The following is a 20,298-nucleotide window of genomic DNA, read 5'->3' as shown; positions in this document are numbered from 1 at the left end:
CGACCAAGGTCGGCATCTACCAGAGCAGGATCACGCCGTCAGCGGCTGCTGGGCGCGCTGCTGCAGCGCCCACACAATGCCTCCGCCGATCAGGGTCAACACGGCAGCGAACACGCACACGCCCAGCCAGTCCCACGCTGCATAGGCCAGGCCGCCGACAGCACCGAGCACGCTGGAACCCAGATAGTAGGCAAACAGATACAGCGCCGAGGCTTCCGCGCGCATTGCACCTGCGCGGCTGCCGACCCAGCTGCTGGCCACCGAGTGGCCGCCGAAGAAGCCGAAGGTCACCAGTGCGATACCGAGTGCCATCGTGCTCAGCCACGGCATCGCCAGCAGCACGATGCCGGCGCCGATCAACGCGAACGAGATCGACAGGATGCGGCCGCGACCGTAGCGCGTGGCCTGCTGGCCCATCCACGCCGAACTGAAGGTACCCACGAGATACACGCTGAAGATCAGCCCGACCACGGTCTGGCTGAGGTGGTACGGCGGCGCCAGCAGGTGGTAGCCCAGGTAGTTGTAGAGGGTGACGAACACGCCCATCAGCACGAACGAGGTGGCGAACAGCCACGGCAGGCCCGGGTCGGCGAACAGCGTGCGCCAGCGTGATGGCAATTGGTGCAGGCCGCCGCGACGTGCATGGAAATGCCGCGACGGTGGCAGCTGCAGCCAGAGCAGGACGGTACTGGCGATGGCGATGATCGAGACGACGCCGATGCCCCAGCGCCAGCCCCAGTGGTCGGCGATGATGCCGGCCAGCAGGCGCCCGCTCATGCCACCAATGGCATTGCCGCCGATGTACAGGCCCATCGCCAGGCCCAGCGCGCGGCTGTCCATTTCCTCGACCAGGTAGGTCATCGCCACTGCCGGCACGCCGCTCAACGCCAGGCCGAGCAGGGTGCGCAGTACCAGCAGCGTGGTCCAGTCATCCACCAGTGCCGTGCACAGCGACAGCGTGGCCGAGGCCAGCAGCGCGACGATCATCATCGGGCGGCGGCCGACCGCATCGGAGAGCAGGCCGGCCAGCAGCATCGCCACTGCCAGCGTGCCGGTGGTCAACGACAGCGACATCGCGCTGCCGGCGGCGGACACGCCGAAATGACGGCTGAACTCCGGCAGCAGCGGCTGCACCGTGTAGAGCAGGCCGAAGGTGGAGAAACCGGCCAGGAACAACGCGAGCGCGGTGCGGCGGAAGGCCGGTGTGCCCTGCTGGATGCGGGTCTCGGCGATGGAATCGACGGTGGAGGGGCGGCCTTCGACGGCCACCACGGTTTCGCCAGTCATGGGATCGATGGGCCGGTGGGGCGGCCGGGCGTGGGAGGGAACGGGCCTCAGACTAGGCCCGTCCATCCAGTCGATCCATAACCTGATAGGTCAGGATTGATACACCAAAAGTATCAATTCAGCTTACAGGCGCTGCCATTCGAAGCCATCGCCACGGCGGTAGTACACCGCCACCGCACGGCCATAGACCTTGTCGGCGTCGACGAAACCGAAGAAGCGGCCGTCGAAGCTGTTGCCACGGTGGTCACCCAGCACCAGTACCTTGCCGTCCGGCACCACCAGGTCAGCGATGTCCGGGCCGCCGCCCATGTCCAGGTCGAGGCTGGCATGGCGGTCGCCAAAGGCTTCCACGTCCTGCAGGTCGGCGATCTGCAGCGGCTGGCCGTTGATGCTCAGATGGCCTTCGCGCAGCTGCACATGATCACCGGCCACTGCAGCCACGCGCTTGATCAGGCGGGTGCCGTCGGCCGGCGAGTCGAATACCGCCACTTCGCCGCGCTGCGGGGTGCCGGTCGCCATCAGTTCCTTGCCGGTAAACGGCAGGCGCAGGCCATAGGCGCGCATGTCCACCACCACCCGGTCGCCGGGCTGCAGGGTCGGCTGCATCGAGCCGCTGGGCACCACGTAGTGGTTGGCGAGGGTATCGCGGGCGGCGGCGAGCAGGCCAAGCATCACCAGCAGCGGCAATGCTTCCTTCTTCAGCCAGACCAGCGCGCGTTCGGAAAAGGGAGGTCGGGCAACAGCATCCATGACAGGCTCCGGGTAGGTGGTAGCGGTATCAGACCACATGCAGGCGCAGGAGGTTCCCGGTAGCGCCGGGGCATGCCCGGCGAGCGCGCAGCGCGGTGGTTCCGGCAATCCGCCGGGCATGGCCCGCCGCTACCGATCGCGTTCAGGTGCCGACGTGCACGCGGTTGGCGTGCTCGCCCAGGCCAAGGTGGTCCAGGGCGATGTCCAGCGCCAGCACGTAGCTCTGCGCGCCGTACCCGGCGGCGATGCCCAGGCGCTGGCCGACGCCGGCCGGCAGGCAGGGTTCGGCGACAGCGCCGTCGTCGTGCACTTCCACGTAGGCGTTGTGCAGGTACGGCAGCAGACGCTGCAGGCGCAGGCTGCCCGCACAGGCACCGGGGTCGAGCAGGGTCACTTCGCCGCGGCTGTGGTCGGCCACGCGCAGGGCATCCAGCAGCTCCTGTTCCGAACCACAGGCGCGGATGGCCACGCTGGTGCCGGCGTCGATCGCGCGGTGCACCAGCGATTTCAGTACCGGCGCAGGCAGCGGCATGGCCGTGCGGATGAGCGTGCCGGCCGCTTCCGGGCCGCGGATGATGAAGATCGACATGGCTCAGCCCCCCTGCGCCAGGCGACGGCCGACGATGGCCAGCGACAGCGGGTACCCGGTCTGCTGGCTGCGCTGGTCGACTACCACGGCGGCCGGGCCGTGCTGCAGGCGCAGACGCGCTTCCAGGCCGGGTTCGTGCGGGGCCTGCAGTTCGATGTACGCTGCAGGCATGCGCTCCAGCGCTGCCTGCAGCGCACCGCCCTCGGCCTGCCACTGCGCATCGTCGGCCACGCCCACGTCCAGCAGCACCCAGTCATCGGCCTGGGCCTGGCACAGGCACTGGCGCACATCGGACAGGCTGGCGCAGTCGTTGCACAGCACGCGGTGGCCACACAGTTCTAGCGGAAGCTGCGGGCGCGGCGCCGACGACGGCGCGTGCCGGATCACCAGGAGGATCATACACCACCTTGCACAAAGCGCCCTGCGGCGCGGTAGGCACACGATGCGCGTGCAAGCCGTAAAGGTGCGATGGTGGGCGATGGCGCGGGGCGTAAAAGGTGCGTAACGCCTTTCGCCGAGTCGTGCAACCCGAGTGCCTTTGGCGCTGCCTATCTCGACAACGTCAGGTTGGCGATGCAACGGGGTACGAATTCGTAGCGGAATGAAGATCAGTATTTTGGCAAGATTGGAATCAACAACAAGGTTGGGAGCAAAGGAATGATAGATGCTTCAGATGGACTTCCTGCCCACATCGCCGTCCTCTTGAACGAGAAATTCGACTTCTCTGATAGTCGGGCAGCAATGCGGAAGCTCAAGGGCATGACTCGAGAGCTCAAGGATCAATCAACGTCCACGCCAGTGGCATCGAAAGTCAGTACTTCTGACGGATTCAAGGCAGTGCTCAGTGGAGGCCTCGACCTCTTTGGCGGCATGGGCGCCTGCCAAGCACCACCGTGCAGGATTGGCTACGCTTCTCAAATAGCTCGTAGCATTGCCCTAATGGCAGACGAAGTCATTGTGGGCGACTCGTTCTTCGACGAAATAAATTCCCTAAAATCAAGACCGACGAACAACGACATTTTTCCACTCTTAGTGGACGTGATGGTCCTTAAGAAGATTCAGCCATTGATCGAGGCTGGAATTCTAAAATTCTCAACCCCTCTCCATCAATTCTGTTTGAGTTGCGCGAAGCCATTTGAAGAGCGCATCGACATCCTCACCGATCAAGTCCTACGCGAAATTTCTTCATCGCTCAAGATCGATAGAAGCGGAGAAACAGCAACACTTGATTTCACTCAAGTCTATAGCCCCGGCGTACTCATACACTTAGATGCCCATAGGATAAATGGAGTTCCCGATGAACAAATTATTAGAGAATCACTAAAAGATTGCATTAGGACGACATTCTTCGATGCGCAAAGCGCTAGCAGCATCGGAGGAAGCGTGTTCTCAAATTCGCCGGCGGGCATATCGGCCCTCATATCAGATGACAGACGATCTGAAGAATCTTGGAATCTGCAAGCATTTTCTGCTGAAAGAGCCGCCAATCTTCCTTGGGTTTCTGGCCTTTCCATAAAACAGACGTTGGAGCTGAGGTCTGCTGCAAGCGCTGCACTACCTTCATTGCGAGAATTTCTCGCAAGACGACTGACAAGCACGCCATCCTCATTGAACCCGTTAGCCTGGGTGGACACCGTCGCCGAACTGCGTGAGCAAGCTGCAACAGCACGCGCGGAGTTGGAGATCGCTACTTCTCGTTCTGCGTCACTGAAACGCAGTGCAACCGGAATCCTTGGACTCTGTGTCTCAGCCGTATGCCTCGCAACGGAAGGCCCCACCACGGCACTCGGCGGACTCCTTGGGACTCTGGGCCTCATCCATAGCATGCCCGCGCCAGATTCAAATCATTCGAAAGAGATCAAGACCCGTCCGGGGTATGTCCTGGTTGCAGCTGAAGAAATTCTTAAACACGCTATTTGATTGCATTCCCACCGCCAAAGATGCTGAGGACGCGTATCGGGCACCGAGAAAGGAGTCGAGCAAGCTCGACGCTACACAAAGAAAAACGGCGGGGTTGCCCCCGCCGTTTTCTGTTTCTTATTTCAGCCCGCGGAACTTCAGCAGCGGTTCCACCGACGGGTCCTTGCCGCGGAAATCGCGGTACAGGGTCGACAGCTCCACGCTGTTGCCGCGCGAGAGGATCTTGTCGCGGAACTCCTGGCCGTTGGCCGCGGTCAGGCCACCGTGTTCGGTGAACCACTGGTAGGCGTCATGGTCCAGCACTTCGGCCCAGAAGTAGGCGTAGTAACCGGCCGAGTAACCGCCACCCCAGATGTGATCGAAGTAGGTGGTGCGGTAACGCGGCGGCACCTGCGGCAGGTCGACCTTGAACTTCTTCAGCGCGCTGGCTTCAAAGGCGCCGACATCCTGTAGCGGGGCGTCAGCCTTCTGCGTGTGCCAGGCCAGGTCGAGCAGTGCGGCCGACAGGTACTCGGTGGTCGCATAGCCCTGGTTGAAGCTGCGTGCCTTGAGGATCTTGTCGACCAGTTCCTGCGGCATCGCCTCGCCGGTCTTGTAGTGCTTGGCGTAGTTGGCGAACACCTTCGGATCCAACGCCCAGTGCTCGTTGAACTGCGACGGGAACTCGACGAAATCACGCGAGGTGGCGGTACCGGCGATCGACGGGTACTTCACGTTCGAGAACATGCCATGCAGCGCATGGCCGAACTCATGGAACATCGTGGTCACGTCGTCGAAGCTGATCAGCGCAGGCTGGCCGTCGGCCGGCTTGGTGAAGTTGCAGACGTTGTAGACCACCGGCTTGGCACCGGTCAGACCGTCCTGTTCGACGAACACATCCATCCACGCGCCGCCGGACTTGGTGTCACGCTTGAAGTAGTCGGTGTAGAACAGGGCCAGCGAGGTGCCATCCTTGTCGAACACTTCGTACACCTTCATGTCCGGGTTGTAGGTCGGAATGTCGGTACGCGGCTTGAAGGTGATGCCGTACAGCTGGGTAGCGGCGTAGAAGACGCCGTTCTGCAGCACGTTGTCCAGTTCGAAGTACGGCTTGATCTGCGACTCGTCCAGATCGTACTTGGCCTTGCGCACCTGCTCAGCGTAGAAGTCCCAGTCCGAGGCAGCGACCTGGAAACCACCCTTCTGCGCGTCGATCACCTTCTGGATCTCGCCGGCCTCGGCGCGCGCCTTGGCGGTGGCGGCCGGCGCGGTGTCGGTCAGCAGCTTGAGCGCGGCGGCCGGGGTCTTGGCCATCTGGTCGCCCAGCTGGTAGTCGGCGAAGGTGTCAAAGCCGAGCAGCTTGGCCTTCTGCGCACGCAGCTGGGCCAGGCGCTGCACGGTCTGCCGGGTGTCGTTGGCATCGCCACGCTCGGCGCGGGTTTCCGAAGCCTTCAGCACGGCGGCACGCTGGTCGCGGTCGCTCAGCGAGCCGAGCACCGGCTGCTGGGTGGTGTTCTGCAGCGGCAGCAGGAACTTGCCATCCAGCTTGCGGTCCTTGGCGGCAGACGCAGCGTTGTTGATCGCATTGTCGTCCAGGCCGGCCAGCTTGGCCTTGTCGTCGACGACCACGGCGGCAGCGGCGGTAGCGGCCACCAGGCGGGTGTGGAACTGGGTGGAGAGGGTGGTCTCTTCCACGTTGAGCTTGCGCAGGCTCGCCTTGTCGGCGTCGGACAGCTGGGCACCGGCGCGCACCAGGCCGTCGTAGTAATGCTCGACCAGGCGCTTCTGCACCGGGTCCAGTTCCAGCGTGTCACGCTGGTCGTACAGCGACTTCACACGCGCGAACAGCTTCGGGTCGAGGTTGATCTCGTCCTGGTGCGCGGCCAGCTTCGGTGCGATGTCTTCCTGGATCTTCTGGCGCGCTTCGGTGCCGTCGGCCTGGACCAGGCCGAAGAAGATGCGCGACACGCGGTTCAGGGTCTCGCCGCTGCGCTCCATCGCCACCAGCGTGTTGTCGAAGGTGGCCGGCTCAGGGTTGTCGGCGATCTTGCGGACATCAGCCAGGTGCTGGCGCATCCCTTCTTCGAAGGCCGGCAGGTAGTCGCTGTCCTTGATCTTGTCGAACTGCGGCGCCTGGAACGGCAGCGTGCTGGCGCTCAGCAGCGGGTTGGTGGAGGCTTCGGCCGGCTGCTGGGCAGGGGCTTTCTGGGCATCGGACACGGGGGTGGACTCCTTGCCGGAACAGGCCGCCAGCGCCAGGCTGATGGCGGCGGCCAGGACTACGGTACGCGACATGTAAAACGCTCCTTGGGCAGACGGTATGGGACACCAGCCGTCCACCCTACTCCTGTCGCGCACGCCCGGCATGTGCCGGACGTGGCGTCTAGGCAGCGGCGCGCGGCCGGCTCAGACCGTGCCGCGGGTCTTGCCGATCCAGGGCCGGTAGAACTCGCGGATCGCCGCCATGTCGGCCGCGTCGTCACCGCTGGGATGGAACACCGGGCCGATGCCGATGATCTTTTCCGGGTAATGGAAATACGCGGCCAGAACCGGCACGTCAGCCATCCGCGCGATCTTCAGGAAACCGGCCTTCCAGTCCTTCACCGCCTTGCGCGTGCCTTCCGGGGTGATGGCGAACCACATCTTCTCGTTGTTGCGCAGCAGGTCCACGGCCTGACCCACCGTGCCCTGCGGCGAACTGCGGTCCAGCGGGATCACGCCGAGCTTGTGCAGCAGGGGGCCCAGTGGCCACCAGAACAGCGAGGCCTTGCCCAGCACCTTCACTTTCATGCCCAGCGCGATCTTGGCCGCCATGCCCCACAGGCCGTCCCAGTTGGACGAATGCGGGGCGATGATGAAGACCAGCTTCGGGATGTCCGGCAGGGTGCCGGTCACTTTCCAGCCGCCCATGCGCAGCGTGCAGCGCGCCAGCCAGCGCAGGAAGCGGTTGGGTTTGACCTGCGGCATGTTCGGCGGAATGGCCGGCAGCAACGGCGTCGGGTTGTTCAAGCAATCACTCCCAGTCACGTGATGAGCGCCCGCGCTTGACCTGCGCGCGCCCGCGTTTGGCGTCCAGACGACGCAGTTTCGACCCGAGGGTCGGCTTGGTGGCCTTGCGTGGCTTGGGCACGTGCAGCCCGGCCTGGATGAAGGCCGCCAGCCGATCGCGCGCATCCTCGCGATTGCGATCCTGGGTACGGAATCGTTGCGCGTCGATGACCAGCACGCCTTCGCCGGTCATGCGCCGGTCGCGCCGCGCCAGCAGGCGTTCGCGCAACGGTTCGGGCAACGAGGGCGAGCCGGCCACATCGAAACGCAGTTCCACCGCGGTGGAGACCTTGTTGACGTTCTGGCCACCGGCACCACTGGCACGCACGAACCGCTCGACGATCTCGCCGTCGGGGATTTCAAGCTGCGCGCTGATGGTGACCGGTCCACTGCCCATCCGCGCATTGTAGCGGCAGCCACGCGATGGAGTACGTCATTGCGCACCGTATGCCGCCGATCAGGTACCGAACACGCCGCCTTCGCCTTGGCTGCCGGTATGCTGGCCGTCCCATGTACTGCAGGAAGCCCCGCATGACCCGCACCGCACCCGCCCTGCCGTCCCTGCTGCGCCGCCTGGCGCTGCTGCTGGCACTGGCCGTGGCCAGCACCCCCGCGCTGGCCGCCCCGCCGACCGATGGCGACATCAACCGCCTGCTGTCAGCCTCGCGCGCGCAGAGCATGATCGACACCATGCTGCCGCAGATCGAGGCGATGCAGCAGCAGCAGTTCCAGCAGGTGGCCGCGCAGCGCCAGCTCAACGCCCAGCAGCAGGAGCAGCTGAAGCGGATCCAGGCGCGGACCAGCCAGACCCTGCGCCAGGCCCTGTCGTGGCAGCAGCTGCGCCCGATGTACGTGGACCTGTACAAGAAGACGTTCAGCAAGGAAGACGTGCTGGCGATGGCCGAGTTCTACGAGAGCGCCGCCGGCCAGAGCCTGCTGGACAAGACCCCGGCGCTGATGCAGAACGTGATGGTGGCGATCCAGGCCCGCATGCAGCCGCTGTTCGCGGACCTGCAGAAGGACCTGGAAGCGATCGTCAACGAGCCGGAAAAGAAATGAGGCGGTAGCGCCGGGCCATGCCCGGCGAGCGCAAAGCGCGGTCGTTGCATCGCAGAAGCCGCCGGACATGGTCCGGCGCCACCTTCAGTCCACCTGCCAACCGAACAGGTCCAGCGCCTTCTGGAACCCGCCGTCCAACGGCGCGCGCACGTCCACGGTGCCGCCCTCCGGATGCGGAAAGCGCAGGCGCTCGGCGTGCAGCAGCATGCGGTGTACGCCCTGCATGCGGAAGATGCGGTTGTGCCGGCCATCACCGTGGCTGGTGTCGCCGATCATGTGGTGCGACAGGTGCTTGAGGTGCCGGCGGATCTGCCGGAAACGCCCAGTCTGCGGCTGGCAGCGCAGCAACGCATAGCGCGAACTGGTGAACTCACCAATCGGCACTGACAGCTCGCCGGTGGCCAGGCGCTGGAAGTCGGTCACTGCCGGCTTCTTCACCGGCTTGCCCGGGCCACCGTCCAGGTCGTGGTCGACCCGCCAGGACAACTCGGCCGGCCAGCCACGGCAGACCGTCAGGTAGTCCTTCAGCACTTCGCCGCCCATCAGCGCCTTGCCCAGCAGGCTGGCGGTGTCACGGTCGAAAGCCAGCAGCAGGCAGCCACTGGTGGCCCGGTCCAGGCGATGCACGAGGAAGATCGGGCGACCCAGCTGCTCGCGAAGGCGGTCGGCCAGGAAATCGTCTTCGCCGCGGGCCAGCTTGCTGTCGTGGACCATCAGCCCGGCAGGCTTGTTGACCACGGCCAGGCGCTCGTCCAGGTGCAGCAGCTGCAGGGGCGCGGTGTCGGTCTCGACCGCGGCGAGGGTATCGGGTTCGGTGCTCACCGCGGGATTATAAGGGCCTGCCTTCTGTAGAGCCGAGCCCATGCTCGGCTGCGCTGTGCGACCGGCAACAGCGTGCCAACCAAGGTTGGCACCTATCTGTAGAGCAGTCAGGCGTTGCGCACGGCCAGCAACTCGCCATTGCCCACCGGCACCAGGCTGGTGCTGAAGTCTTCGTCAGCGTCCAGCAGCGCACGCAGCGGCTCCATCTGTCCTGCATGCGAAGTGGCGTTGTCCACCACCAGCAGGCCACCGGGACGCAGCACGCGGCGCAGCTGCGGCCACCAGCCGGCGTACTGCCCGCGGTCCGAATCGAGGAACAGCAGGTCGATGCAGGCATCGGCAGCCTGCGCCAGCCAGAGCCCGGCATCGCCATGGACCAGCGTGATGCGATCGGCCAGGCCACTGCGCGCGAAGGTGTCACGCGCCATCGCCACCTTGTCCTCGGCGTACTCCAGCGTGGTCACGTGGCCGTCGATGGCGGCTGCCGCTTCGGCCAGCCACAGCGTGGAATAGCCATTGGAGGTGCCGATTTCCAGTACCCGGCGCGCAGTGCCGAAACGTACCAGCACCGACAGGAATTCGCCGGTGTCGGGCGTGATGTTGAGCATGCGCCGGCCGCGCTCGCTTTCGCGTGCGTCGTTGTCCGCGCCGAAGCGGACCAGTTCGTCCTTGAGTGCCTGCAGCATGGGGCCTACTTCCACCAAGCACGCAGCAGCGCCACTACGCCGACCGCACCGGACAGCCAGCTCCACGCCGGCACGTCGCCCCAGTACCAGCCTGGCGGCTGCAGCACATACATCAGTGCGGCGATGGCCAGCAGGCCGACACCGGTGATCGCGCCGACCGCATGCTTCTGCAGGCGCTGCACGCTGGCATCCAGTGCGGCCAGGTCGCGCGAACGCATCGCCAGCTCATGCCGGCCTTCCACCTGCTGGGTCAGCCAAGCGTGCACCAGGCGCGGCATGTCCGGCGCATGGGTCATGATTTCCGGCAGCCGCTTGCCGATCTCGCGTACCACCCTGCGCGGGCTGTAGCGTTCGCGCAGGATCTTCGCCAGCACCGGCTTGGCCACCGCCCAGATGTCGATCTGCGGGTCAAGCTGGCGGCCGACACCTTCGATGTTCAGTAGGGTCTTCTGCAGCAGGATCAGCTGCGGCTGCAGGGTCAGCTGGTAACGCTGGGCCACGCGGAACAGCTTCATCAGCACTTCGGCCAGCGAGATCTGCGACAGCGGCCGGGTGAAGTACGGCTCGCACACCGAACGCACGGCGGCCTCGAGATCATCGATGCGCACGTTGTCGGGCATCCAGCGCGCCTGCACGTGCAGTTCGGCGATGCGGCGGTAATCGCGGTTGAAGATGGCCATGAAATTCTCGGCCAGGTAGTACTGATCTTCCTGCGAAAGCTGGCCCATGATGCCGAAGTCCAGCGCGATGAAGCGCGGGTTGGCGCGGCGCGCCGGATCGGTGTCGACCCAGATGTTGCCGGCGTGCGCATCGGCATGGAAGAAGTTGTCGCGGAACACCTGGGTGTAGAACACCCGCACGCCCTTGGCGGCCAGCGCCTTGCGGTCGATGCCGGCCTCGTCCAGCGCGGCGATGTCATCGGACGGGATGCCCCATACACGCTCCAGGGTCAGCGCGCGCTCGGCGGTGTGGCTCCAGATCACTTCCGGCACGTACAGGTCGTCGCTGTTTTCCCAGAAGCGGCGCAACACGCTGGCATTGGCGCCTTCGCGCTGCAGGTCCAGCTCGGCGGCCAGGGTGTTTTCGACCTCGGCCACCACTTCGCGCGGGCGGATCTTGTCGGCGCGCGGGTGGGTGCGCTCGACCAGGGCAGCCAGCGAATTGAGCAGGGCGATATCCGCGTCGATCTGCTTCTCGATGCCCGGACGCAACACTTTGACCACGACCTGGCGGCCATCGGCCAGCGTGGCCGCGTGCACCTGTGCGATCGACGCCGAGGCCAGCGGTTCGGTGTCGAAGCTGGCGAAGGCTTCGCTGACCGGCAGGCCCAGCGCTTCCTCGACGATGCGACGCGCGGTCTCGCCATCGAACGGCTTGACCCGGTCCTGCAGCAAGGTCAGTTCATTGGCCACATCCGGCGGCACCAGGTCGCGGCGGGTGGACAGGATCTGGCCGAACTTGACGAAGATCGGGCCCAGATCCTGCAGCGCCAAGCGCAGGCGCGCACCGCGCGACTGTGCGGCGATGTCGGCCGAGGCGCGCGGCACGAACGGCTTGGCCAGGCGCAGCCAGCGCTCTGCCGGCGTGCCCTGCAGCAGGTCGTCGAGGCGGTAGCGCAGGATCACCCGGCCGATGCGGCTGGCACGCAGCACGGCCTTCATGCGGCACCCCGCAGACGCTGCACGCGTGCACCGAGGCGCTCGACATCGTCGCGCAACACGTCCACGTCATCGTGGAAGGCATCGAGCTCGGCGCGCGGCACCACGTCGCGCGATTCCTCGGTGATGAATTCGGCGGCGCTGTGGGCCAGGTCGATCGCGCCCTGGCGCGCGTGCTGCAGAGCGCTGCGCAGGGTGTTGGCAACCTGCACGCCCAGCACCTCGCCGAACACGCTGACGAAGGGCTGCTGCCAGTCCGGATCGAAGCCCTTGGCCAGCTGCTGCAGGCGGCGCGCCAGCTCGGCGTCGCCGGCCACGCGCACGCGACCCTTGCCGTTGTTGTCGGCGCGCCCTGCGTTGGCCAGCAACGGCAGCTGCGCGAGCACGCCGGCCAGGCTGCTGCGCACGGCCAGGTCGGCTTCCTGTGCGTCCACCGGGCCAACCCGCAGCTGGTCGCCATCGACGCTGATGCGCATCGCCAGCGACGGCGCTTCCAGGGTCAGGTCGATATGCCGACCATCCAGACTGGCCAGCGCGTGGCGGGTATCCGGATCCAGCGCCAGCGCGCGGTTCAGGGCGATCTGCAGGGCGCGGCCGGCGACCGGCTTGAGGGACTTGAGCAGGGAGAGAGCCATGTGCGCATTCTACCTGCGTGGGTGGGGGGCTTGGGCCGGGCTGCCGCCCGGCACCCGCAGAGGCAACGGCAACGGCAACAGCAACAGCCGAAGCAACAGCGTGCATTCCGTGGGATGGCGGGGTGGGTCCGGTTACGGGGGACGCCGTAAACCCGTCCCTGGGGGCTTGGCCGCGGCTTGCTCATGTGCGCTGTCCTGCGCACACGGCAAGACCGGGGTTGGGCGTCCTGCCCAACCCGCCCGAGGCATGCCTCGGGCCCATGCCGCGGACACCCCCGCAACCGGACCCACCCCGCCTTCGACAGGTTCCTGCGATCTGTCGGACTATCCGGGGTCGGATCCCGTTGCTGCGCAACGGGCTCTGACCCCAATGCTGATGGCATCTCGCGTTGGTAGATGCCGACCTTGGTCGGCGCTGGATTTCCGGGGGTGCCAACCAAAGTTGGCCGCTACTCGAGCCGGCCGCCAGGCGATTTATCTGTGCCTCACCTGAGCGGCAATGGAAGGTTCATGCTGTACGGCCACGCAACGCACAGGACATCGCATTTCCCATGGCACGGACCCGGGTCGGCATCATCTTCGGGGGCAAATCCTCCGAGCACGAAGTTTCGCTGCAGTCGGCGAAGAACATCCTCGATGCGCTTGATCGCGAGCGCTTCGAGCCGGTGCTGGTCGGCATCGACAAGCAGGGCCAGTGGCATCTGAGCCAGCCGGATACCTTCCTGATCAATGCCGATGATCCGTCGCGCATCGCGCTGCATCGGTCCGGCACGTCGCTGGCGGTACGCCCGGGTGCTGAGCAGGCACAGCTGCAGCCGTCCGATGCGGCCAGCGCGCTGGGACAGATCGATGTGGTGCTGCCGATCGTGCACGGGCCGCTGGGCGAGGACGGTGCACTGCAGGGCCTGCTGCGCATGGCCAACCTGCCCTTCGTCGGTTCGCCGGTGCTGGGCTCGGCGGTGGCGATGGACAAGGACGTGACCAAGCGCCTGCTGCGCGACGCCGGGCTGCAGGTAGCGCCGTGGCTGTGCATCCGTCGCCATCAGGCGGCGGCGGTCGATGTCGATGCGGTGGTTGCACAGCTGGGCCTGCCGTTGTTCGTGAAGCCGGCCAACCAGGGTTCGTCGGTGGGCGTGAGCAAGGTGAAGGACGCGGCGGGTTTCGCCGGGGCACTGGAACTGGCGCTGCGCTACGACCACAAGGTGCTGGTCGAATCGGCGGTGGTCGGTCGCGAGATCGAGTGCGCGGTGCTGGGCAACGAACAGCCGCAGGCCAGCCTGTGCGGCGAGGTGGTGGTGCACGACGAGTTCTACGCCTACGACACCAAGTACATCAACGAGGATGGCGCCGAAGTGGTGGTGCCGGCGGATATCGATGCCGCAACCCAGGCACGCATCCAGCAGATCGCGCTGCAGGCCTACCAGGCGCTGGAGTGTGCAGGCATGGCGCGTGTGGACGTGTTCCTCACCGCAGACGGTGAGATCGTCATCAACGAGGTCAACACGCTGCCGGGCTTCACCCGCATCAGCATGTACCCGAAGCTGTGGGGCGCCAGCGGTGTGGACTACACCACGCTGATTACGCGCCTGATCGAACTGGCGCTGGAGCGCCATGAAGCCGATCGCGGATTGCACAGCGCCGTGTAGGGGCGCTCTGTGTCTCTGTAGAGTCGAGCCATGTTCGACTCATGAAGAGCAGTCGAGCAGGGCTCGACTCTACAAATGGCGTGCCGACCAAGGTGGGCACCTACCAGACGATGGCGTGCCGACCAACGGTCGGCACCCACCGGAAAGAGCAGTGCCGGCCAGCGGCCGGCACTACCTTGCGGTCTTCTAGCCGCGCTTGCGGAACATCGAAATCACTGCCAGTACCAGGAACACAACGAACAGGATCCAGGCAATGTTGCTGGCAGCACCGGCGATGCCGGAGAAGCCGAGCACGGCGGCGATGATGGCGATGACGAAAAAGATGACGGCGTAATGCAGCATGGCGCTCCTCGCAGATGTCCGGGCCGTTGGATGGCGTGGGTCCATACTCCCGATCTGGCGGTGTGCAGCCAGTGACGGCGATCTATGCGGCAGATGAAGCCTTCAGCCTGCGCAGCCCTTCTTCAATGCTGACCTGCGGCACGTAACCGAAGTCCCGGCGTGCCGGCTCCATGCTGTACCAGTGCGGCGTGCACAGCTGCTCGGCCAGGAAGCGGGTCAACGGCGGCTCGCCGCGCAGGCGCAACAGCGGCCACAGCCGTTCGCAGACCGCACCAATGCGATAAGCGGTCTTGAAGCTGATCGCCTTGTCCACCGTCGGCGCACCCACAGCGGCCAGCAGCTTGTTGACCAGCTCGCGCATCGGCAGCGGTTCGCCGTTGGAAATGAAGTAGGCCTTGCCCGCACACGCGGCACCCGGCGCCAATGCCTCGAAAGCGAGGAAGTGCGCGAGCGCGGCGTTGTCGATGTAAGTGGTATCCACCTTGTTGTTGCCATCGCCGACCAGGCGCAGGCGGCCCTGCCGTGCGCGTTCGGCCAGGCGGGGCACCAGCTGCTGGTCGCCCGGGCCCCAGATCAGGCGCGGGCGCAGCGCCACCGTGGCCAGCGTTGCATCGTTGGCGGCCAGCACGCGCTGTTCGGCGATCGCCTTGGTCGCCGCATACGGCGCCTGGAAGTCCTCGCCGTATGGCACGTCGTCGGCACCAAGGCCTTCCACCGGATGGGTGGCGCGGTGGGTCACGCTGGGCGTGGAGGTGTAGACCAAGCGGCTGATGTCATGTGCACGACAGGCCGCGATGACGTTGTCGGTGCCGACTACGTTGGCCTGGTGGTAGCTGTCATAGCTGCCCCAGGCGCCGGCCTTGGCGCCATTGTGGAATACCGCATCGACGCCGGCCACTGCATGCAGCACCGCCTGCGCATCGGCCAGATCGCCGCGGATCTGGCCCACGCCCATGGCCTGCAGTTCCGGGTAGTGGCTGCGGTTGAACGCCAGCACCTGGTGACCACGTTCGACCAGACCGCGGCACAGCGCCTGGCCAAGGAAACCACCACCACCGGTGACCAGGATCTTCATGCGCGCTTCTCCAGTTCGGCGCTGGCCCAGACGGCGAGCTTCTCGCGGCCGATCTTGGCGTTGTGACGGATATCAACGGGGAACGCCGGATGCACCAGGAAGTGCTGCAGGCCGGCTTCTGGCGCGCGGGCTGCTGCGTGCGCACGCAGCGCTTCCTGCAGCGCCGGGCTGTCTGACTGACCACGTTGCAGCTCCACGCACAGCACCGGCACCTGCGCACCGGCCGGACCAACACCGACCAGCGCCGTGCGCGCAACCCCGGGCACGGTATTGAACACCGGCTCCACCTGTTCGGTGTACAGCGGCCCCTGTGCGGTTTCCACGCGATGGGTCTTGCGGCCGCAGAACCACAGGCGGCCCTGCGCATCGAAGTAGCCCACGTCACCCATGCGGTGCACCACGCGCGTGCTGCCATCGGCCAGCGTCTCGCGGATCTTCGCCGCCGCGGTGGCCTGCGGGCGGTTGAAGTAACTGTCGGTAGCGGTCGGTCCGGCCACGGTGATCTCGCCCACCTCGCCGGTGGCCAGCACGCGCGCCTGCGACCAGTCGGCCAACGGTGCGTCATCGATGGCGATGATGCGCACCTCATTCGGTTCAACCACGCTGCCCACGCAGGTACCGGCACCGGCCTCGGTGGCCGCGCGGGTGCGCTCCAGCTCGCGGCCTTCCACCACCGCCACCGGCAGGCACTCGGTGGCGCCGTACGGGGTCCAGAACTGCGCGTCGGCGGGCAGCAGGCTGCGGATGGTGGCGACCACATCCGGCGGCACGGGGGCGCCGGCCGAGGTCACCCGGGTGACCGTCGGCAACGGCCGGCCGTGGCGGGCCAGCACCCGCATCAACGCAGGCGAGCCAAACAGCTGGGTCACGCCGAAGCGCTGGATGGCGTCATGCAGGCGTGCCGGGTCGGCCTGTGCCGGCCGGGTCGGGTCCATGTCCGGAATCACCGAGGTCAGGCCCAGTGCCGGGTCGAACAGCGCGAACGGCGGGAAGGTCGGCAGGTCCACGCCGCCCGCTTCCATGCCGAAGGCGCTGCCCAGCAGCTGGATCTGGCCGACAAAGTGGCGGTGGCGGTAAACCACGCCCTTGGGCACGCCGGTGGAGCCGCTGGTGAACAGGATCGCGGCCATGTCCTCGCCATCGGTAGCGGCCAGCATCGGCCCCCCGTTGGCGCCAGCGCGTTCCAGCGCGGCCAGAGTGGTTCCGCCCCAGCCCAGGCGCCGACCGACGGTGACCAGACGGGTTGCCGACGGTGCCCAGCGCAGCACCAGCCGCGCCACATGGGCCAGCGGAATGCCGATGAAGGCTTCCGGCTGCGCCTCGTCCAGGCACTGCTTCAGCGCGCGCTTGTCGATGCCCGGGTCGACCAGCACCGGCACCGCGCCCAGTTTGAACAGGGCAAACATCAACAGGAAGAACTCCGGCGACGGCCGCACCATCACCACCGTGCGCACCCCGCGGCCGATCCCGTAGCCGGCCAGGCCAGCCGCCATGGCGTCGCTGCGGGCGTCCAGCTGGCGGTAATCCAGGGTCACGTCGTAGGCGGCCATGCCGTTGCCGGCACCACGGCGGCCCGGGCAGCGGATGGCGATCTGGTCGGGCCGTTCACGCGCCAGTTCAGGCAAACGGGCCGCAATATTGCAGGGTCGGTTCATCCGTTCATTGTCGCCGCTTACGGAATTTCTTGCGCGGCGGCCCACTTCGTGGAAAATCCGCACCCTCGTTCCTGATTCCGACTGCCGCCCGAGGCGGCTTGCCCATGCAACATCCCTGCATGACCTGCGGCGCCTGCTGCACTCAATACCGCGTGGCCTTCCACTGGATGGAATCGGACGAGGTCACGCCCGGCGGCGTCCCCCACCAGCTGACCGAGGTGCTCGATCCGCATCGCCTGTGCATGCGCGGCACCCACTCCAAGCCGGTGCGCTGCGTGGCGCTGGATGCGCAGATCGGCGTGTATTCACGCTGCACCATCCACCCCAACCGGCCCAGCGTGTGCCGCGAAGTGGATGCATCGTGGGAGTACGGCAAGGCCAGCCCGCAGTGCGACAAGGCGCGCATCGCCTATGGCCTGGATCCGTTGACCCTGGCCGACTGGCGCTGGCGCGACGAAGCGGGCAACGACGACGACCACCCGGACGACAACGGCAACAGCCCGTCACCGCAGGCGCCGATCGCGGCGTAGTGATAGTGCCGGCCGCTGGCCGGCAACCTCATGAACCCTTCGGGTGTGCCGACCAACGGTCGGCACCTACCCATTTCCTCTTCCGGTGGGTGCCGACCGTTGGTCGGCACACCTCTCAGATCGGGTTCTTGTCCAGGAACGCGCGGATTTCCGGCACCAGCACTTCGTGCTTGTCTTCCAGCACGTAATGCCCGGCGTCCTCGAAGGCATGCACCTGGGCCTGCGGCAGCGCGGCCTGGAAACCCTTCAGGAAGTGATGGTCGAAGACGAAGTCGCGCAGGCCCCAGCCGAGGAAGGCCGGGCGGTCGGCGAACGACGGCAGCGCCTTGCCGGCACGCTCCAGCAGCGACCAGGCCTTGTCGGCCGGCGACAGCGGAATGTCCTGCATGAAGCGGATGGTGCTGATGCGGTTGGCGTAGCTGTTGTACGGCGACACGTAGGCGCGGCGCACGTCGGCCGGCATCTTCCGCTCCACGCCCAGCCACGAGGCACCGGACGAGAAGGCGTTGAAGGTGCGGATGATCCACTCGCCGATCTTCCAGTGGCGGCCCAGCGCGATCTGCCACGGCATCTTCTTCGCCGCCGGCATCGGGAACGCAGCGGTGTTGAGCACCACCAGGCGCTTCACCTGGTCGTGGTGCGACAGCGCCCAGCCGAAACCGATCATGCCGCCCCAGTCATGCACGGCCAGGGTCACTGGACCGGTGATGCCCAGGTGCTTCAGCAGCGCGTCGAGATCGTCCACGCGCGACTGCAGCGTGTATTCGTAGCGGCTGTCATCGGGTTTGTCCGACAGGCCCATGCCGATGTGGTCCGGCACGATGCAGCGGTACGTGTCCGACAGGCCGGCCACCAGCGTGCGCCAGTAATAGCTCCACGACGGGTTGCCGTGCACCATCACCACCACCTCGCCATCGCGCGGGCCTTCGTCGAGATAGTTCATCGACAGGCCGGGGCGGACCTCGAAGCGCTGCGGGTGGGCGGGGTAACCGGGAAGCTGGGACATCGGATCGCACCTGTAGAAAGGGCCGGTAGAACCGGCCCTTGGACACTTGGAAGATCATCGCTGTCCGTCGCGAGCGATTGGCGAGGCAATCGCGCAGCAGGTCAGCGGTGACTTTTTTACCAGACCACTTCAGCCATCGAGCAGTTCAGGCCCGAGCCGATGCCCAGAAGCGCGATGCGATCGCCCTTCTTCAGCTTGCCCAGCTGCTTGAGCTTGCTCAGCACGATCGGCACCGAGGCCGGGCCGATGTTGCCGTGCTCGCCGAAGATGGTCATGACCTTCTTCGGGTCGATGCCGAAGTTCTTGATGAACGCAGCGGTGTGCGGCTGGCTGACCTGGTGGATCACGAACTGGTCCAGCTCTTCCACGGCCCAGCCGAGTGCGATCTTGGCGGCAGTGAAGGTCTTCTGCGCCAGCTTGATGCCTTCGATCAGCAGCAGGCGGGTGTCGGTGACCATGCGGTCCAGGTTGCCCAGGCACAGCTGGTTCCACTCGGTGGCCGAGCGGGTCACGCCGCCCTTGTAGCGCGGGGCGTCCGGCACCAGCTCCGAGCGCGCCATGACCATGGCAGCGGCACCCGAACCGGTGGTCAGCGCCGCCAGTTCGTTGCGGAAGTCGTCGGCGGTGACGTCCGGCGCGGTCATCCGCTCCAGGGTCTTCTCGTACACCAGGTTGGCGGTCTCGCCGTCCACCACCAGCGCGTAGTCGATGTCACCGCGCTCGATCATGCGCGCCGCGATATCCATGCCGTTGATGAAGGCCAGGCAGGCATTGGCGACGTCGAAGGTCATGCACTCGTCGCTGACGCCGAGGTTGCCGGAGACGATCGACGCGGTGGACGGCTCCAGGTAGTCGCGGCTGACCGAGGTGTTGACCAGCAGGCCGACCTGCGTCGCATTGATGCCTGCGTCTTCCAGCGCCTTGCGGCCGGCCATGGTGGCGGCGTCGGAGGCCAGCACGCCGTTGTCCCACAGGCGGCGGGCATGGATGCCGGCGATATCGCCGAGCACGTCGGTGCGGATACCAAGGCGATCGAGCGTCGGCTGCAGCCGCTCGTTGATTTCCTTGGTCGTCAGCGTATGCGGCGCATCAACGTGTGCCAGGCCGGCGATCGAGACATTCTTGAAGAGCATCGAGGTTAGCGCCAAGGCTCAGGCAAAAGGGGGCGCTATTCTATAACTCCCGGGGCCTTCACCGCATCTTTACGAATTCAGGCTTGGCCGTATGGTGAAGCATTCAGCGCGGCGGGCACTGGAATGCGGCAAAGCGCTGGCTGCCATCGGCCGGTGCGGCAGCGGCCTGCACGGCATTGGCACCGGCGCTTGGGGCCTCGTTGCGGGCCAGGGTTTCCAGCTCTTCCTGCACGCGCAGCGGGTTGCGGTTGTAGAAACCAACCTTGCTCTTCACCGTGACCACCACCTCGCCCTTGGCGATGCAGCCAGCGGGAACCGGGCCTGCCGGCAGCACGCGGGTCGCCTTGCCGGCCGGTTCGATCGGCACCCAGGTACAGGCGGTGACGGTGAGCAGCAGGGAGGAAAGCAGCAGAACGCGCATGGGCAGATCCTGGAAGGGTATGGGGGGATTCTGCCTGAACCGTCTGAATCGGGGGTA

General features: G+C 66.0%; 21 protein-coding genes. 4 read left to right on the top strand and 17 right to left on the bottom strand.

Annotation, left to right across the window (positions count from 1 at the left end; all coding sequences use genetic code 11):
* Positions 1-30: 30 nt before the first annotated feature.
* The 4 genes from AC3ITW_RS00900 to AC3ITW_RS00885 form a co-directional block, all read right to left on the bottom strand.
* Positions 31-1,287, bottom strand: coding sequence for an MFS transporter (locus AC3ITW_RS00900; protein ID WP_485617226.1), 1,257 nt, complete (start codon positions 1,285-1,287; stop codon positions 31-33).
* Positions 1,288-1,410: 123 nt separating this feature from the next.
* Positions 1,411-2,037 carry a signal peptidase I gene (gene lepB / locus AC3ITW_RS00895; RefSeq protein WP_004135671.1) on the bottom strand — a complete coding sequence of 209 codons (627 nt, stop codon included), beginning with the start codon at positions 2,035-2,037 and terminating at the stop codon, positions 1,411-1,413.
* 142 nt (positions 2,038-2,179) lie between these two features.
* Positions 2,180-2,626 (bottom strand): 3-dehydroquinate dehydratase, encoded by a 447-nt coding sequence (locus tag AC3ITW_RS00890; protein WP_132808792.1) that lies wholly within the window; start codon positions 2,624-2,626, stop codon positions 2,180-2,182.
* A gap of 3 nt (positions 2,627-2,629) precedes the next feature.
* The gene (locus AC3ITW_RS00885; protein ID WP_489389966.1) at positions 2,630-3,025 is read right to left on the bottom strand and encodes a hypothetical protein; all 396 of its coding nucleotides are present in this window, start codon (positions 3,023-3,025) and stop codon (positions 2,630-2,632) included.
* Between the two features lie 258 nt (positions 3,026-3,283).
* Here AC3ITW_RS00885 and AC3ITW_RS00880 point away from each other — a divergent pair, with 258 nt between their 5' ends.
* Positions 3,284-4,546 carry a hypothetical protein gene (locus AC3ITW_RS00880; protein ID WP_489389965.1) on the top strand — a complete coding sequence of 421 codons (1,263 nt, stop codon included), beginning with the start codon at positions 3,284-3,286 and terminating at the stop codon, positions 4,544-4,546.
* 117 nt (positions 4,547-4,663) lie between these two features.
* On the opposite strand, the gene dcp is transcribed toward AC3ITW_RS00880, so the two are convergent.
* The 3 genes from dcp to arfB form a co-directional block, all read right to left on the bottom strand.
* Complete coding sequence (gene dcp, locus AC3ITW_RS00875) at positions 4,664-6,820, bottom strand: peptidyl-dipeptidase Dcp (RefSeq protein WP_489389964.1); 2,157 nt, start codon at positions 6,818-6,820, stop codon at positions 4,664-4,666.
* A 111-nt stretch (positions 6,821-6,931) separates the two neighbouring features.
* Entirely contained in the window at positions 6,932-7,534 is a 603-nt protein-coding gene (locus tag AC3ITW_RS00870; protein ID WP_012509731.1) for a lysophospholipid acyltransferase family protein, read from the bottom strand.
* 4 nt (positions 7,535-7,538) lie between these two features.
* Positions 7,539-7,970 carry an alternative ribosome rescue aminoacyl-tRNA hydrolase ArfB gene (arfB, locus tag AC3ITW_RS00865; RefSeq protein ID WP_004135621.1) on the bottom strand — a complete coding sequence of 144 codons (432 nt, stop codon included), beginning with the start codon at positions 7,968-7,970 and terminating at the stop codon, positions 7,539-7,541.
* A gap of 134 nt (positions 7,971-8,104) precedes the next feature.
* Between arfB and AC3ITW_RS00860 the strand changes: the two genes are divergently transcribed.
* A complete protein-coding gene (locus tag AC3ITW_RS00860) occupies positions 8,105-8,632 on the top strand; it encodes a DUF2059 domain-containing protein (protein ID WP_004135613.1) in 528 nt (175 codons plus the stop codon).
* 84 nt (positions 8,633-8,716) lie between these two features.
* On the opposite strand, the gene AC3ITW_RS00855 is transcribed toward AC3ITW_RS00860, so the two are convergent.
* The 4 genes from AC3ITW_RS00855 to AC3ITW_RS00840 are packed head-to-tail and all read right to left on the bottom strand — an operon-like array spanning position 8,717 to position 12,433.
* Positions 8,717-9,565 carry a pseudouridine synthase gene (locus AC3ITW_RS00855; RefSeq protein WP_489390345.1) on the bottom strand — a complete coding sequence of 283 codons (849 nt, stop codon included), beginning with the start codon at positions 9,563-9,565 and terminating at the stop codon, positions 8,717-8,719.
* Positions 9,562-10,140 carry an O-methyltransferase gene (locus tag AC3ITW_RS00850; RefSeq protein WP_012509729.1) on the bottom strand — a complete coding sequence of 193 codons (579 nt, stop codon included), beginning with the start codon at positions 10,138-10,140 and terminating at the stop codon, positions 9,562-9,564. Before AC3ITW_RS00850 ends, AC3ITW_RS00855 begins: the two co-directional genes overlap by 4 nt.
* A gap of 5 nt (positions 10,141-10,145) precedes the next feature.
* Positions 10,146-11,801 (bottom strand): ubiquinone biosynthesis regulatory protein kinase UbiB, encoded by a 1,656-nt coding sequence (gene ubiB / locus AC3ITW_RS00845; RefSeq protein ID WP_004135578.1) that lies wholly within the window; start codon positions 11,799-11,801, stop codon positions 10,146-10,148.
* The gene (locus AC3ITW_RS00840; protein WP_004135577.1) at positions 11,798-12,433 is read right to left on the bottom strand and encodes a ubiquinone biosynthesis accessory factor UbiJ; all 636 of its coding nucleotides are present in this window, start codon (positions 12,431-12,433) and stop codon (positions 11,798-11,800) included. Before AC3ITW_RS00840 ends, ubiB begins: the two co-directional genes overlap by 4 nt.
* Before the next feature lie 551 nt (positions 12,434-12,984).
* Here AC3ITW_RS00840 and ddlA point away from each other — a divergent pair.
* Positions 12,985-14,079, top strand: coding sequence for a D-alanine--D-alanine ligase (ddlA, locus tag AC3ITW_RS00835; RefSeq protein WP_489389963.1), 1,095 nt, complete (start codon positions 12,985-12,987; stop codon positions 14,077-14,079).
* A 186-nt stretch (positions 14,080-14,265) separates the two neighbouring features.
* Here the strand turns inward: ddlA and AC3ITW_RS00830 are convergent, their stop codons facing one another.
* The 3 genes from AC3ITW_RS00830 to oleC all read right to left on the bottom strand — a co-directional run bounded on the left by AC3ITW_RS00830 (position 14,266) and on the right by oleC (position 17,151).
* Positions 14,266-14,421 carry a DUF1328 domain-containing protein gene (locus tag AC3ITW_RS00830; RefSeq protein WP_004153593.1) on the bottom strand — a complete coding sequence of 52 codons (156 nt, stop codon included), beginning with the start codon at positions 14,419-14,421 and terminating at the stop codon, positions 14,266-14,268.
* Between the two features lie 82 nt (positions 14,422-14,503).
* Entirely contained in the window at positions 14,504-15,496 is a 993-nt protein-coding gene (oleD, locus tag AC3ITW_RS00825) for a 2-alkyl-3-oxoalkanoate reductase (RefSeq protein WP_485617225.1), read from the bottom strand.
* Positions 15,493-17,151, bottom strand: a complete 1,659-nt coding sequence (gene oleC / locus AC3ITW_RS00820) for an olefin beta-lactone synthetase (RefSeq protein WP_489389962.1) — start codon at positions 17,149-17,151, stop codon at positions 15,493-15,495. Before oleC ends, oleD begins: the two co-directional genes overlap by 4 nt.
* 104 nt (positions 17,152-17,255) lie before the next feature.
* On the opposite strand from oleC, the gene AC3ITW_RS00815 reads away from it, so the two are divergent.
* Positions 17,256-17,681: a YkgJ family cysteine cluster protein gene (locus tag AC3ITW_RS00815; RefSeq protein WP_004135417.1), complete on the top strand. Its 426-nt coding sequence runs from the start codon at positions 17,256-17,258 to the stop codon at positions 17,679-17,681.
* A 115-nt stretch (positions 17,682-17,796) separates the two neighbouring features.
* On the opposite strand, the gene AC3ITW_RS00810 is transcribed toward AC3ITW_RS00815, so the two are convergent.
* The 3 genes from AC3ITW_RS00810 to AC3ITW_RS00800 form a co-directional block, all read right to left on the bottom strand.
* Positions 17,797-18,687, bottom strand: a complete 891-nt coding sequence (locus AC3ITW_RS00810) for an alpha/beta fold hydrolase (protein ID WP_033835519.1) — start codon at positions 18,685-18,687, stop codon at positions 17,797-17,799.
* Between the two features lie 116 nt (positions 18,688-18,803).
* Entirely contained in the window at positions 18,804-19,820 is a 1,017-nt protein-coding gene (locus tag AC3ITW_RS00805; RefSeq protein WP_004135358.1) for a 3-oxoacyl-ACP synthase III, read from the bottom strand.
* Positions 19,821-19,923: 103 nt separating this feature from the next.
* Complete coding sequence (locus AC3ITW_RS00800) at positions 19,924-20,241, bottom strand: DUF4156 domain-containing protein (RefSeq protein WP_005407628.1); 318 nt, start codon at positions 20,239-20,241, stop codon at positions 19,924-19,926.
* Between the last annotated feature and the right edge of the window lie 57 nt (positions 20,242-20,298).

The sequence above is a fragment of the Stenotrophomonas sp. KH_052 genome (assembly GCF_057838755.1).
This window is presented reverse-complemented; position numbering and strand designations above follow the sequence as displayed.

Bases quoted from the DNA above. Each gene is read 5' to 3' on its own strand.
- ubiB (WP_004135578.1), bottom strand. From the start codon at position 11,801: ATGAAGGCCGTGCTGCGTGCCAGCCGCATCGGCCGGGTGATCCTGCGC.
- AC3ITW_RS00800 (WP_005407628.1), bottom strand. From the start codon at position 20,241: ATGCGCGTTCTGCTGCTTTCCTCCCTGCTGCTCACCGTCACCGCCTGT.
- AC3ITW_RS00900 (WP_485617226.1), bottom strand. From the start codon at position 1,287: ATGACTGGCGAAACCGTGGTGGCCGTCGAAGGCCGCCCCTCCACCGTC.
- AC3ITW_RS00815 (WP_004135417.1), top strand. From the start codon at position 17,256: ATGCAACATCCCTGCATGACCTGCGGCGCCTGCTGCACTCAATACCGC.
- arfB (WP_004135621.1), bottom strand. From the start codon at position 7,970: ATGGGCAGTGGACCGGTCACCATCAGCGCGCAGCTTGAAATCCCCGAC.
- AC3ITW_RS00830 (WP_004153593.1), bottom strand. From the start codon at position 14,421: ATGCTGCATTACGCCGTCATCTTTTTCGTCATCGCCATCATCGCCGCC.
- ddlA (WP_489389963.1), top strand. From the start codon at position 12,985: ATGGCACGGACCCGGGTCGGCATCATCTTCGGGGGCAAATCCTCCGAG.
- AC3ITW_RS00885 (WP_489389966.1), bottom strand. From the start codon at position 3,025: ATGATCCTCCTGGTGATCCGGCACGCGCCGTCGTCGGCGCCGCGCCCG.
- AC3ITW_RS00880 (WP_489389965.1), top strand. From the start codon at position 3,284: ATGATAGATGCTTCAGATGGACTTCCTGCCCACATCGCCGTCCTCTTG.
- AC3ITW_RS00840 (WP_004135577.1), bottom strand. From the start codon at position 12,433: ATGGCTCTCTCCCTGCTCAAGTCCCTCAAGCCGGTCGCCGGCCGCGCC.
- lepB (WP_004135671.1), bottom strand. From the start codon at position 2,037: ATGGATGCTGTTGCCCGACCTCCCTTTTCCGAACGCGCGCTGGTCTGG.
- AC3ITW_RS00805 (WP_004135358.1), bottom strand. From the start codon at position 19,820: ATGCTCTTCAAGAATGTCTCGATCGCCGGCCTGGCACACGTTGATGCG.
- oleD (WP_485617225.1), bottom strand. From the start codon at position 15,496: ATGAAGATCCTGGTCACCGGTGGTGGTGGTTTCCTTGGCCAGGCGCTG.
- AC3ITW_RS00860 (WP_004135613.1), top strand. From the start codon at position 8,105: ATGACCCGCACCGCACCCGCCCTGCCGTCCCTGCTGCGCCGCCTGGCG.
- dcp (WP_489389964.1), bottom strand. From the start codon at position 6,820: ATGTCGCGTACCGTAGTCCTGGCCGCCGCCATCAGCCTGGCGCTGGCG.
- AC3ITW_RS00890 (WP_132808792.1), bottom strand. From the start codon at position 2,626: ATGTCGATCTTCATCATCCGCGGCCCGGAAGCGGCCGGCACGCTCATC.
- AC3ITW_RS00810 (WP_033835519.1), bottom strand. From the start codon at position 18,687: ATGTCCCAGCTTCCCGGTTACCCCGCCCACCCGCAGCGCTTCGAGGTC.
- AC3ITW_RS00850 (WP_012509729.1), bottom strand. From the start codon at position 10,140: ATGCTGCAGGCACTCAAGGACGAACTGGTCCGCTTCGGCGCGGACAAC.
- oleC (WP_489389962.1), bottom strand. From the start codon at position 17,151: ATGAACCGACCCTGCAATATTGCGGCCCGTTTGCCTGAACTGGCGCGT.